This is a genomic window from Streptomyces sp. NPDC092370 (assembly GCF_044755265.1).
GTDB lineage: Bacteria > Actinomycetota > Actinomycetes > Streptomycetales > Streptomycetaceae > Streptomyces.
Genome location: NZ_JBIVQO010000004.1, coordinates 317901 through 329753, shown reverse-complemented (window position 1 = coordinate 329753; position 11853 = coordinate 317901). Strand labels below are relative to the sequence as shown.

The following is an 11853-nucleotide window of genomic DNA, read 5'->3' as shown; positions in this document are numbered from 1 at the left end:
CGGAGGCACCTATGGGGCGCTATGTCGCACGACGACTGCTCCAGATGATCCCGGTGTTCATCGGGTCAACTCTGCTCATCTTCTGCATGATGTACGCCCTGCCCGGCGATCCCGTCCGGGCGATGATGGGGGATCAGGCGTACGACCCGACGGTGGTCGCGAACATCAAGAAGGACCTGGGCCTCGATCAGCCGCTCCTTCAGCAGTACGTCAATTACATGACCGGGCTGCTCCAGGGCGACTTCGGCACCCAGATCGCCAGCCAGCGGCCCATCGCGGACGTCATCGCCGATGCGTTCCCGGTGACGATCCGGCTGACGCTCTTCGCCTTCACCTTCGTCACGCTCGTGGGCATCGGCCTCGGTGTCGTCGCCGGTCTGCGCCCCGACACGCTGCGGGACCGCGGACTGCTGACGCTGACGCTGTTCCTCGTCTCGATGCCGTCCTTCGTGCTGGGCTTCCTGCTGCAGTACCAGTTCGCGTTCAAGTGGCAGGTCACCACGCCCACCGTGACCGACTCGACGGACTTCTCCCAGCTCGTGCTTCCCGCCACCGTGCTGGCATCGCTCTCACTCGCCTACGTCGCCCGGCTGACCCGCACGTCGATCGCGGAGAACCTGCGATCCGACTACATGCGCACCGCCGTGGCCAAGGGGCTGCCGCGCCGCCGTGTCATCGGTGTGCACCTGATGCGCAACTCGCTGATCCCCGTGGTCACCTTCCTCGGTATCGAGATCGGCAGTCTGATGACCGGAGCCATCGTGACCGAGGGCATCTTCAACGTGCGGGGTATCGGCCTCGAGATCTACGACGCGCTCACCCGGCGTGAGGGTGCCACGGTCGTGGGAATCGCCTCGCTGATGGTGCTCATCTACCTCGCCGCCAGCTTGATCGTCGACCTGCTCTACGCGGTCCTGGACCCGAGGATCCGGTATGCCTGACAAGACCGTCGAGAAGAAGGTCGAAGCCCTTCCCGGTGACACCGTGAGCACCGCGGGCGTCGTCGTGACCGACGCCGGCCCGGCTCCGGAGAAGGCGCGCAGCCTGTGGTCCGACGCCTGGCACGACCTGCGGCGCAACCCGCTGTTCCTGGTCTCGGCCGTGCTGATCGTGTTCCTGCTGGTGATGTCGCTCTGGCCAGGGCTGTTCACCAGCGCCTCGCCGCGCGACGCCGATCTGGCCAAGCACTATCTGGGCAAGCCGAACTGGGGTCACTTCTTCGCTCCGGACTGGCTCGGCTATGACGTCCAGGGCCGTTCGATCTACGCACGTGTCGTCTACGGTGCCCGCGCCTCGATCACCGTCGGTGTGGGTGTCACCATCGCCGTCACCCTTCTCGGCACGGTCATCGGCATGATCGCCGGCTACTTCGGCGGCTGGACCGACACCCTGCTCTCGCGGATGACGGACATCTTCCTCGGCATCCCGTTCCTGCTCGGTGCGCTGGTGGTGCTCAACTCCTTCGACGACCGCACCGTCTGGGTCGTCATCATGGCCCTCGCCTTCCTGGGCTGGACCCAGATCGCCCGTGTCGCCCGCGGTGCCGTGATCACCATCAAGCAGGCGGACTACGTCGTGGCTGCCAGGGCACTCGGCGCCTCGACGTCCCGGATCCTGTTCCGGCACATCCTGCCCAACGCGCTCGCTCCCATCATCGTCGTGGCGACCATCGCGCTCGGCGGCTACATCGCGGCCGAAGCCACCCTGTCCTTCCTGGGCGTGGGTCTCGGTGACGCGGCGGTATCGTGGGGTGGCGACGTGGCGCGAGGACGTGAGCAGCTCCGTATCGCGCCCCACACCCTGATCATCCCGTCGGTGATGGTCTCGGTCACGGTGCTCTCGTTCCTGATGTTCGGCGATGCGGTACGCAACGCCCTCGACCCCAAGCTGCGCTGAGGGAGGCGTACGTGACCATCATCGAAGAAGTGGCGGGAAGCCCCGCACCGGACGGTTCGGCGGACACGAGCCGCCCGCTGCTCGAAGTCCGTGACCTGCACGTGGAGTTCCGCACCCGCGACGGGGTCGCCAAGGCCGTCAACGGCGTCAACTACTCCGTCGCCGCGGGCGAGACACTCGCCGTCCTCGGCGAGTCCGGCTCCGGCAAGTCCGTCACCGCCCAGGCCATCATGGGCATCCTCGACATGCCGCCCGGCCGCATCCCCAAGGGAGAGATCCTCTTCCGCGGCCAGGACATGCTGACGATGTCCAGCGAAGACCGCCGCAAGATCCGTGGCAACAAGATCGCGATGATCTTCCAGGACGCGCTGTCCTCGCTGAACCCGGTTCTCTCGGTCGGCTACCAGCTCGGCGAGATGTTCCGCGTCCACCAGGGCCTGAGCAAGAAGGACGCCAAGGCCAAGGCCATCGAGCTGATGGACCGCGTGAAGATCCCGGCCGCGAGGGAACGCGTCGGCGACTATCCGCACCAGTTCTCCGGCGGTATGCGCCAGCGCATCATGATCGCCATGGCGCTCGCGCTGGAGCCCGACCTGATCATCGCCGACGAGCCGACCACGGCCCTCGACGTGACGGTCCAGGCCCAGGTCATGGACCTGCTCGCGGAGCTGCAGCGCGAGTACAACATGGGCCTGATCCTGATCACCCACGACCTCGGCGTGGTCGCCGACGTCGCGGACAAGATCGCGGTGATGTACGCCGGCCGGATCGTGGAGACCGCGCCGGTGCACGAGCTGTACAAGCGGCCCGCGCACCCCTACACCAAGGGTCTGCTCGCCTCGATCCCGCGCCTGGACCAGAAGGGCCAGGACCTGTACGCGATCAAGGGCCTGCCGCCCAACCTGACACGCATCCCGTCGGGTTGCGCCTTCAACCCGAGGTGCCCGCAGGCGCGGGACATCTGCCGTACGGACGTCCCGCTGCTGCACCCGGTCACCGAGCGGGACGGCGGCGAGCTGGCCGGCCGCGGCAGCGCGTGTCACTTCTGGAAGGAGACGATCCATGGCTGAGCTGAACAAGGCGGACGAGTCCATGGACGCCACCCCCAACGTCACCGAGGTCGAGACGGTCGAGGCGGCCACCGACGAAGAGGCCGTTGCGGCGATCGAGGCGCCGGTCGAGCGCGGTGAACCGATCCTTCAGGTCCGCAACCTGGTCAAGCACTTCCCGCTGACCCAGGGCATCCTGTTCAAGCGCCAGATCGGCGCGGTCAAGGCCGTGGACGGGATCTCCTTCGACCTCTACCAGGGCGAGACACTCGGCATCGTGGGCGAGTCCGGCTGTGGCAAGTCCACCGTCGCGAAGCTGCTGATGATGCTGGAGAAGGCGACCGCGGGCGAGATCTTCTACAAGGGCCAGGACATCACCAAGCTGTCCGGGCGTGCGCTGAAGGCGGTCCGCCGCAACATCCAGATGGTGTTCCAGGACCCGTACACCTCGCTCAACCCCCGTATGACGGTGGGTGACATCATCGGGGAGCCGTTCGACATCCACCCCGAGGTGGCGCCGAAGGGCGACCGTCGCCGCAAGGTCCAGGAGCTGCTGGACGTGGTCGGTCTCAACCCGGAGTACATCAACCGCTACCCGCACCAGTTCTCGGGCGGTCAGCGCCAGCGCATCGGCATCGCCCGCGGCCTGGCCCTCAACCCCGAAATCATCATCTGCGACGAGCCGGTCTCCGCGCTGGACGTGTCCGTCCAGGCGCAGGTCATCAACCTGATGGAGAAGCTGCAGGACGAGTTCAACCTCTCGTACCTCTTCATCGCGCACGACCTGTCGATCGTCCGGCACATCTCGGACCGTGTGGGTGTGATGTACCTCGGCAAGATGGCCGAGATCGGCACGGACACGGAGATCTACGACCACCCGACGCACCCCTATACCCAGGCGCTGCTGTCGGCTGTCCCGGTCCCCGACCCGGAGTCCCGCGAGGGCCGCGAGCGGATCATCCTCACCGGCGACGTCCCGTCCCCGGCCAACCCGCCCTCGGGCTGCCGCTTCCGCACCCGGTGCTGGAAGGCCCAGGACAAGTGCGCCCAGGAGGTCCCCCTCCTGGCCATCCCGGAGCGCTTCCAGAGCACGGACACCCCGGCGGCCCACGAGTCGGCCTGCCACTTCGCGGAGGAAAAGGACGTGGTCCACGCGGCCTGAACGTCCATGTGACGTCCGTTCCGGTTCCCGGCGCCCCTCTGGAGGGGTGCCGGGAACCGGGCTGTCCGGCCCCAGTGCCGGCAGTCGTGCCGCTGGGGCGGCACGGGTGGGCGCAGCGGCACCCCGCAGCGCCGGGTTGCGCACCCCCAGCCGGGCACCGTCCCACTGGGCGCCCGAAACCCCGCAAACCCCCGCCAACTGCGTTAACACGCAGGCAACTTCGCCGACCCGGTTCCGATATACGGACGCGTCAGGCTGGTCGGCGTACGGCCGTGCGGGTGCCGTAAACGGGCCGGGGTGCTGTGAGGCGTCCCGGCCCGTTGCCGTGCGCTCAGGTGCCGGTGATGCCCAGGGAGCGCTTCAGGAAGTCGACCTGGAGGAGGAGCAGGTTCTCGGCGACCTGTTCCTGGGGGGTCATGTGGGTGACGCCGGACAGCGGCAGCACCTCGTGGGGGCGGCCGGCGGCCAGCAGGGCCGAGGACAGGCGCAGGGCGTGGGCGACCACGACGTTGTCGTCGGCGAGGCCGTGCACGACCATCAGGGGCCGGTGCGGCTCGGCCGGGGAGGACAGGCCCTCGGAGGTGACCAGGGAACTCTTCGCGTAGGCCTCGGGGTGCTCCTCGGGTGTGCCCAGGTAGCGCTCGGTGTAGTGGGTGTCGTACAGGCTCCAGTCCGTCACCGGCGCGCCCGCGATGCCCGCGTGGAAGACGTCCGGGCGGCGCAGGACCGCCAGGCCCGCCAGCCAGCCGCCGAAGGACCAGCCGCGGATCGCGACCCGGGAGAGGTCGAGGGGATGGCGCTTCGCGAGGTCCTCCAGCGCTTCCACCTGGTCGTCCAGCGACAGCGTGAAGTCCTGGTGGATCGCCTTCTCCCAGGCGGGCGAGCGGCCCGGGGTGCCACGGCCGTCCGCGACGATCACCGCGAAGCCCTGGTCCGCGAACCACTGGGACGTTAGGTGGGCGTTGTGCGCGGCGACCACCCGCTGCCCGTGCGGTCCTCCGTACGGGTCCATGAGCACCGGCAGGGGGGTGTCACCGTCGTAGTCCCGAGGCATAAGCACGGCGCACGGGACGCGGCGTGCGCCCCCCTCGGTGAGCGTCACGCGGGGGGACATACCCGGATCTTCGGCGTACGACGGGACAGTTGTGGTCGGTTTTCCGTCGCGCAGGACCTGGACCCGCGAACCTGGCCGGTTCAGCGTCGCCGAGACCAGAACCGTCACCTCCCCGGCCCGCACCGCCGCGTGCACGCCCGGCTCCTGGGACAGCCGCTCCACACCCAGCTCGTTCACCCGGTACACATGCACCTGGCCCGTCTCCGCCTCAGTGGCCTCCGCCCCCGCCGACGCGGAGATCAGTACGTCCTGCTCCGAGACGTCCAGCACGGCCCGGACGTGCAACTGCGCCCCGGTGAGCGGCCGCCCCCCGACCGCCAGCACCCGCGCACCCCCCTCGTCCGCGATCCGCACCAACTGCCCGGACGGGCTCCAGCACGGCACCCCGGGGAAAAGATCAAGCCATGTTCGGTCTTCGTCGGCGTGCACCATCCGTGTCGCGCCGGTGTCCGGATCCACAGCCAGGATCAGCTGACTGCGCTGGTTGCGCGCCTGGACGAGCAGCAGGGGCGCACCCGCCGCTGACCAGTGGACATGCGCCAGATACGGGTACCGCTCCCGGTCCCAGGCGACCTCCGTGCGCGGCCCGTCCAGCCCGATCACGAACAGCCGCACCTCCGCGTTGCCCGTGCCGGCCGCCGGATACGGCACCCGCTGCGGCTCCCGTTCCGGATGCGCGGGATCGGCGATCCACCACCGCCGCACCGGCGTGTCGTCCACGCGCGCCACGAGCAGCCGGTCCGACTCCGGAGCCCACCAGAAGCCCCGCGAACGCCCCATCTCCTCGGCCGCGATGAACTCGGCCAGTCCGTATGAGACATTCTCCGACTCCGGCTCGGCGAGCGCCCGGTCGCCCTCTCCCTCGGCGCCCATCACCCGCAGCGCACCCTGCGCGGCGTACGCGATGTGCCGCCCGTCGGGCGACGGACGCGGGTCGATCACCGGCCCGGGCGCGGGCAGTCCACGCGCCGTCCCGGCCCGCAGCTCGGCCGCGAAAAGCCGCCCCGACAAGGCGAAAGAGGCCAACTCGACAGCCGTGTCGGTGGCGTACCCGACGATGCCGGCCCCGCCTTCACGGCTGCGTTCGCGCCGGGCCCTTTCCTCGGGCGAGAGGTCCTCCGAGGCGCCGCCCAGCAGGGTGCGCGGGTCGGCGGCGACGCGCTCCCCGCCCTCCTCCATGTCGAGGACCCAGAGCGAATTCGCCCGGTCCGTACCGGAACCGGAGCGCAGGAACACGACACGCGAACCGTCGGGCGCCACGGTGAACGAACGCGGCGCGCCGAGCGTGAAGCGCTGGGTACGGGCGTGCCGTCGGGGGAAGGAGTGAGGCTCGGTCGTCATGCCCTGACCATATTGGCCATGCGCCCCCTTGTGCGGCCGTGCGCCGATCGATGCGCGCGGACGGATAGTTATGATCAATGTCGCATAGTGGGTATGAACCTGCTGGCTGCTGTACGGATTTGATGCCCCCATAGTCCGACCCCCCCGCGCCCTCGTGGATCTTTGGAGGTGAGCCGCCGTGGCACTCTCGATTTCGGCGGTGGTGCTGCTGGCGATCATCGTCTTCCTGCTCGTGAAGAAGTCGGGGTTGAAGGCGGGGCATGCGATCGTCTGCATGCTGCTCGGCTTCTACCTCGCCTCCTCGACCGTCGCTCCCACGATCAGCGAGCTGACGACGAACATCGCGGGCATGATCGGCAGCATCAAGTTCTGAGCGACGTGCGTCCAGGCCCGGACCGAGGAGCGATCCGGGCCTGAGCGGAGGCGTCGCCGGATCAGCTCCCGACCGCGTACGGCACGAAACCGGCCCACGCGGCGGGAGCGAAGGCCAACTGGGGACCTTCGGCGTTCTTGGAGTCACGGACGTGGACGATGCCGGGTTCTGTGGCGACCTCGACGCAGGAGTCGGTCTCCGCCCCGCTGCTGTGACTGCTCTTGAACCACGCCAGGTCGGAGGCGTCCCCGGACAAAGCCTTGCGGATCATGTCTCCCCCAGCAGTTGCTCGATGAAAGCGGTTGTTTCACGCGGTGTGAGGGCCTGCGCCCGGATGATGCCATACCGCAGTTCCAGGATACGGAGCTGCCTTGGATCGGTGACCGGTCGGCCGTTGGCCACTCCCGGCGAACGGCCCACCGCCGTTCCGTCGTCGAACTTCAGCACTTCGATGCTCCCGTCCACGCCGGCGTGCTCTTCACGGTCCATCGGCATCACCTGGATCTCGACGTTCGGCAACTGGGCAATCGTGAGCAGATGTTCGAGCTGCTGACGCATCACCGTTGCTCCTCCGAGTCGCCGCCGGAGGGCCCACTCGTCCTGGACGAAGCTGAGTTCAGGCGCCGAAGCGCGTTCGAACACGGCTCTGCGGGCCATGCGAGCGGCGACACCCCCCTCGACCTCCTCGCCGGCATAGCGAGGGCGTCGCATGCGAAACAGGGCCTGCGCGTACTCCGCCGTCTGCAAGAGCCCGTGGACGTTCAGCGGATCGTAGAGCTGAAGCTCCACCGCCCGCGCCTCCATCTGCGCCAGATCCCGGACCTTCTTCGGGTACCGGACCCTCTTCACGTCCTCCTTCATCGCCGCGATGAGCCCACCGGCGTCCAGCACCTCGTCCGCCGTGTCCAGGTACTCGGGCCGGGGGATCCGCTTGCCGCTCTCGATCTTGTAGACGAGGTCCTCGCCGTAACCGACCGCCACCGCGAACTCCCCGACCCGCATCCCCACAGCCTCACGGCGGAGCCTCAACTGCCTGCCCACCGTGGTCACTACGGCGAGCGCCCAGTCGTCGTCCGGGTCCACCTCCCAGCCCGGCTCGTCGGTCTGCTCCGCCTCGGTCCTGACCCGCACCGCCTCGCCGTTCACCGACATGCGTGCTCCTCCGTAGTGCCGCGTCGTACCGTCGCGCCCTGTCCGTGGGAGCCGCGTCGACAGTCCGGACAGCACCGGACAAGCCTTGGGTGGTAGCTCTACGTAGCAGGGCAATCACACATCACGGTAGGTCCGGTCGGCCACGCGGAGTGACGTGAATCAGGAAACTGCCCAGACCGGGCCCCAACCCGACAGCAGCGTCCGTAACTTCCGCGTGCTGCTGCCCTCCGCCCCACGTGGTGCCCGCCTCGCCCGCCTGCTCGCGGTGGACGCGCTCCGGAGCGGCCACGCACGGCCGTCTCCCCGGCCGCAGCTTCCGCCTCACGATCCAGGCGGTCGGCGCCAAGCTCCGCATCGAGGTCACCGACCCGCGCGGTCACCGGCTGCTCGCACCCCGGACGCCCGATGCCGTAGCCGAGTCGGGCCGGGGTCTGCTGCTCGTCGAGGCGCCGGCGGACCGCTGGAGGGTGATCGAAGGGCGGTTCCCGCGCAAGGCGGTGTGGGCCGAACTGGGCTTCACGCCGCCGGAACCCGCACTTTCGCGCTCCGGTGCCGTCGGCGGCTGAAGACAAAGAACTCCGGGGGAAAGCACCCCGCCAAGCCCCACCCCTCCCGCCCGTGGTCCACGCTCACTCGGGCGGGTGAACATCCCCGAACCGGCTGGATTTCGCGGCCCCCGAGGCCCGACGCTCAGCGCAACGCACCATCACAACCGCAGACATGAAACGGCCCCCGCCGGGACGGCAATCCCAGTGCGAGGGCCTGACCACCGAGGAAGAGGAAGCTTCCCGATGGGTACCCAGAACCCTAGCGTGCCCCCGTACGCCCAGGCCCGTATCGCGGGCAACAAGCACCCGGACCGGCGGCTCGGCGCGGCCCACCGCACCGGCGGGCTCCAGCACGACAACACCCGCCACACCACCCGCTTCACGGTGATCGGCAACCATCTGGCACAGCACCGGGAGCTCTCGCTCCTCGCCATCGGGCTCGCCACGCACCTCCAGTCACTGCCGAAGGGCGCCCCGGCCGACATCAAGACCCTCGCCGCCCGGTTCCCCGAGGGAGCCCCCCGGATCGCCGCCGCCCTGCGCGAACTGGAGGCCCACGGCTACCTGCGCCGCGAACGCGTCCGCACCCCCATAGGCCGCATCGTCACCCGCACGACGTCCTGCAACCAGCCGACGGCGGCCCTCGAACGCCCCGGGGCCGGGACCACGGCGGCACCGCAGCGGCGTGAGGCGTACGAGGACAGGGGGACGCACCACACCCCGGCGGCGCGTGAGAAGCGAGCGCCCCGCAAGCCCCTCCCGGCCGTACCGGCCCCCGCGTACCCCGCCCCCGCCCTCCTCCAAGCCGCCACCGACCTCCTCGGGGACCTCCACCGCCACGACCCCCGGTTGCTCCTCTCCGCATGCGACACCGACCACCTGGCCCCCGGCGTCGCCGCCTGGCTGGAACGGGACGTCGCCCCCGTCGCCGTACGCCGCGCGCTGACCGCCGACCTGCCGCCCGAGGGTGTACGCCGTCCCGCGGCTCTCCTGGCCCACCGCCTCGCCGACCGGCTCCCGTCCCCGGCCCCATTCCGGGCACCGGCCACCGCCCCGCCGCCCGCACGGCACCCGATGCAGAACTGCGACGGCTGCGACCGCGGCTTCCGGGCGCCCCGCCCCGGCCGCTGCCGTGACTGCCGCCCCGACCTCCAGGAAGCCGCCTAGCATGAACGTGACGATCCTTGCCCCTGGGCACAGACGACGAGGAGCGAGCGCCATGACCATCGCATCCGGCAACGCGCGGCGGGACGGCTCCCATCTGTACCGGGCCATGAGGGATGTCGTGCAGTCGATGGACGACACCCTCCCCGGGAAGTTCGAAGTCACCAAGGAAGGGATCGTGCACGACATGATGTCGCCGGGAGGCCCGCACGAGGTCACGGCCGCGCACGTCAGCCGCCGTCTGGAGAAGGTCATGCCGGACGAACTGCTGGCCCACAACGGCACGCCCGACGTGGAAGACGTACCCGAGGGCATCATGCGGCACCCGGACGTGATGGTGATCGCCTGGGCCGACCTCGACGTCGAAGGCTCCATCGACCCCCGTACGGTCCTCGCCGCCATCGAAATCGTCTCCCGGTCCAACCCGGAGAACGACTGGGTGGGCAAGATGCGCGACTATCCGCTGCTCGGTATTCCGATCTACGTGATCTTCGACCCCCGTACCGGCAGCGGTGCTGTCTTCACCGACATCCACTCCACCCCGGAGGGTCCTCGCTACGCGGTGCGCAAGAGCTTCGTCTACGGCGAGGACGTCACCATCGGTGAGTGGACCATCCCCACGAGCGGCCTGCCGCGCTACCAGGACGATGCGGGAGAGATGGCCCACGTGGCCGACGACGAGGGCTGACGGGGGCCGGGGCGTGACGAACAGTGGTCCGGTGCCTCGTAGGGTGGTCCCATGACGGAACTGCCCGGCCGTCGTCTGCTGCTGGTGCACGCGCACCCGGACGACGAGTCGATCAACAACGGCGCGACCATGGCCCGGTACGCGGCGGAGGGTGCCCACGTCACCCTGGTCACCTGCACCCTCGGCGAGCGCGGTGAGGTCATCCCGCCCGAGCTCGCGCACCTGACGGGCGCCGCCCTGGGCCAGCACCGCCGCCGTGAGCTCACCGCCGCCATGGCCGAGCTCGGCGTGACGGACTTCCGCCTGCTCGGCGGCGCCGGCCGCTACAGCGACTCCGGGATGATGGGCCTGCCCGACAACGACGACCCCGCCTGCTTCTGGCAGGCCGACGTCGACGAGGCCGCCGCACACCTCGTCCGGGTGATCCACGAGGTGCGCCCCCAAGTCCTCGTCACCTACGACGACCACGGCGGCTACGGCCATCCCGACCACATCCAGGCCCACCGCGTCGCGATGCGCGCCGCGGAGCTGGCCGCCGAGTCGGGCTGGACGATCCCCAAGGTCTACTGGAACCGGGTCCCCCGGCCGGTTGTGGAGCAGTCCTTCGCCCGGCTCCACGAGGACCTGCCCGGTACGCCCTTCACCAAGGCGGCCGACATCGACGACGTCCCGGGGGTCGTGGCCGAGGAGCGGATCACCACCGTCGTCGACGGCACCGCCCACGCCGCCGCCAAGACCGCCGCGATGCGCGCCCACGCCACCCAGATCACCGTGGCCGAGCCGTACTTCGTGCTGTCCAACGAACTCGCCCAGCCGATCCTCACGACCGAGTACTACGAGCTCGTGCGGGGCGAACGGGGCCCGGGCGAGCGGGAGACGGACCTGTTCGCCGGTGTCGAGGAGGCCTCGTGAGCGACCGGACGCCGATCCTCGCCCAGCCGATGCGGCCGCCCACCGCCGGGCGGGCCGCCGCCTGCCTCGGGTTCTTCGTGCTCGGTGCCGTGGTCGGCGTGGCCGGGGCGCTGGTACAGCCCGGGTGGTTCCCGGGCGGACTGCTGCTCGCCCTCGCCGGTGAGGCCGGAGCCGTCCTGGGTGCCGCGCGCGTCGTACGGGGCCGGGCCGGGGGTGTCGCGGCCGCGGCCGGCTGGATGCTGGCCGTCATCCTGCTCACCGCCAGCCGTCCCGAGGGCGACTTCCTCTTCGCCGCGGGGAGCGGCTCCTATCTCTTCCTGCTCGGGGGCATCGCCGTCGCTGTGATCTGTGCCACCTTCGCCCCGGGGCGGCAACCGGACGGTGAGCCCGTCCGACTTGGCAAGTGACGTACCACTTCGCCGGGACACGCCGGTGGGGGTCCGGTGTGACTTTC

12 protein-coding genes and 1 pseudogene are annotated in these 11853 nt (G+C 69.8%); 10 read left to right on the top strand and 3 right to left on the bottom strand.

All coding sequences use genetic code 11. The features are described from left to right. Positions 1 to 11 precede the first annotated feature (11 nt). From ACIQHQ_RS15575 to ACIQHQ_RS15560, 4 genes are read left to right on the top strand one after another with little or no spacing between them, the layout of a single operon-like run. Entirely contained in the window at positions 12 to 941 is a 930-nt protein-coding gene (locus ACIQHQ_RS15575; RefSeq protein ID WP_402612424.1) for an ABC transporter permease, read from the top strand. Beyond that, entirely contained in the window at positions 934 to 1896 is a 963-nt protein-coding gene (locus ACIQHQ_RS15570) for an ABC transporter permease (RefSeq protein ID WP_402612423.1), read from the top strand. The genes ACIQHQ_RS15575 and ACIQHQ_RS15570 overlap by 8 nt, the downstream gene beginning before the upstream one ends. Positions 1897 to 1907: 11 nt before the next feature. Next, positions 1908 to 2966 (top strand): ABC transporter ATP-binding protein, encoded by a 1059-nt coding sequence (locus ACIQHQ_RS15565; protein WP_402612422.1) that lies wholly within the window; start codon positions 1908 to 1910, stop codon positions 2964 to 2966. After that, positions 2959 to 4107, top strand: a complete 1149-nt coding sequence (locus ACIQHQ_RS15560) for an ABC transporter ATP-binding protein (RefSeq protein ID WP_402612421.1) — start codon at positions 2959 to 2961, stop codon at positions 4105 to 4107. The genes ACIQHQ_RS15565 and ACIQHQ_RS15560 overlap by 8 nt, the downstream gene beginning before the upstream one ends. 331 nt (positions 4108 to 4438) lie before the next feature. Here ACIQHQ_RS15560 and ACIQHQ_RS15555 read toward each other — a convergent pair whose 3' ends face one another. Beyond that, positions 4439 to 6562, bottom strand: a complete 2124-nt coding sequence (locus ACIQHQ_RS15555) for a prolyl oligopeptidase family serine peptidase (RefSeq protein ID WP_402612420.1) — start codon at positions 6560 to 6562, stop codon at positions 4439 to 4441. Positions 6563 to 6740: 178 nt separating this feature from the next. Between ACIQHQ_RS15555 and ACIQHQ_RS15550 the strand changes: the two genes are divergently transcribed. Next, entirely contained in the window at positions 6741 to 6935 is a 195-nt protein-coding gene (locus ACIQHQ_RS15550; RefSeq protein ID WP_402612419.1) for a hypothetical protein, read from the top strand. 61 nt (positions 6936 to 6996) lie between these two features. Here the strand turns inward: ACIQHQ_RS15550 and ACIQHQ_RS15545 are convergent, their stop codons facing one another. Together ACIQHQ_RS15545 and ACIQHQ_RS15540 are read right to left on the bottom strand one after the other, a co-directional pair. Continuing rightward, entirely contained in the window at positions 6997 to 7206 is a 210-nt protein-coding gene (locus ACIQHQ_RS15545) for a DUF397 domain-containing protein (RefSeq protein ID WP_402612418.1), read from the bottom strand. Continuing rightward, positions 7203 to 8087: a helix-turn-helix domain-containing protein gene (locus tag ACIQHQ_RS15540; protein ID WP_402612689.1), complete on the bottom strand. Its 885-nt coding sequence runs from the start codon at positions 8085 to 8087 to the stop codon at positions 7203 to 7205. The genes ACIQHQ_RS15545 and ACIQHQ_RS15540 overlap by 4 nt, the downstream gene beginning before the upstream one ends. A gap of 154 nt (positions 8088 to 8241) precedes the next feature. Here ACIQHQ_RS15540 and ACIQHQ_RS15535 point away from each other — a divergent pair. The 5 genes and pseudogenes from ACIQHQ_RS15535 to ACIQHQ_RS15515 all read left to right on the top strand — a co-directional run bounded on the left by ACIQHQ_RS15535 (position 8242) and on the right by ACIQHQ_RS15515 (position 11806). After that, positions 8242 to 8653: pseudogene (locus ACIQHQ_RS15535) on the top strand (ATP-binding protein). 225 nt (positions 8654 to 8878) lie between these two features. Beyond that, positions 8879 to 9802 (top strand): helix-turn-helix domain-containing protein, encoded by a 924-nt coding sequence (locus tag ACIQHQ_RS15530; protein ID WP_402612417.1) that lies wholly within the window; start codon positions 8879 to 8881, stop codon positions 9800 to 9802. 52 nt (positions 9803 to 9854) lie between these two features. After that, the gene (locus tag ACIQHQ_RS15525) at positions 9855 to 10487 is read left to right on the top strand and encodes a Uma2 family endonuclease (RefSeq protein ID WP_402612416.1); all 633 of its coding nucleotides are present in this window, start codon (positions 9855 to 9857) and stop codon (positions 10485 to 10487) included. A gap of 51 nt (positions 10488 to 10538) precedes the next feature. Beyond that, entirely contained in the window at positions 10539 to 11399 is an 861-nt protein-coding gene (mshB, locus tag ACIQHQ_RS15520; RefSeq protein ID WP_402612415.1) for an N-acetyl-1-D-myo-inositol-2-amino-2-deoxy-alpha-D-glucopyranoside deacetylase, read from the top strand. Then, positions 11396 to 11806: a DUF6113 family protein gene (locus tag ACIQHQ_RS15515; RefSeq protein ID WP_402612414.1), complete on the top strand. Its 411-nt coding sequence runs from the start codon at positions 11396 to 11398 to the stop codon at positions 11804 to 11806. The genes mshB and ACIQHQ_RS15515 overlap by 4 nt, the downstream gene beginning before the upstream one ends. Positions 11807 to 11853 lie beyond the last annotated feature (47 nt).

Bases quoted from the DNA above. Each gene is read 5' to 3' on its own strand.
- mshB (WP_402612415.1), top strand. From the start codon at position 10,539: ATGACGGAACTGCCCGGCCGTCGTCTGCTGCTGGTGCACGCGCACCCG.
- ACIQHQ_RS15540 (WP_402612689.1), bottom strand. From the start codon at position 8,087: ATGTCGGTGAACGGCGAGGCGGTGCGGGTCAGGACCGAGGCGGAGCAG.
- ACIQHQ_RS15560 (WP_402612421.1), top strand. From the start codon at position 2,959: ATGGCTGAGCTGAACAAGGCGGACGAGTCCATGGACGCCACCCCCAAC.
- ACIQHQ_RS15545 (WP_402612418.1), bottom strand. From the start codon at position 7,206: ATGATCCGCAAGGCTTTGTCCGGGGACGCCTCCGACCTGGCGTGGTTC.
- ACIQHQ_RS15555 (WP_402612420.1), bottom strand. From the start codon at position 6,562: ATGACGACCGAGCCTCACTCCTTCCCCCGACGGCACGCCCGTACCCAG.
- ACIQHQ_RS15525 (WP_402612416.1), top strand. From the start codon at position 9,855: ATGACCATCGCATCCGGCAACGCGCGGCGGGACGGCTCCCATCTGTAC.
- ACIQHQ_RS15530 (WP_402612417.1), top strand. From the start codon at position 8,879: ATGGGTACCCAGAACCCTAGCGTGCCCCCGTACGCCCAGGCCCGTATC.
- ACIQHQ_RS15575 (WP_402612424.1), top strand. From the start codon at position 12: ATGGGGCGCTATGTCGCACGACGACTGCTCCAGATGATCCCGGTGTTC.
- ACIQHQ_RS15570 (WP_402612423.1), top strand. From the start codon at position 934: ATGCCTGACAAGACCGTCGAGAAGAAGGTCGAAGCCCTTCCCGGTGAC.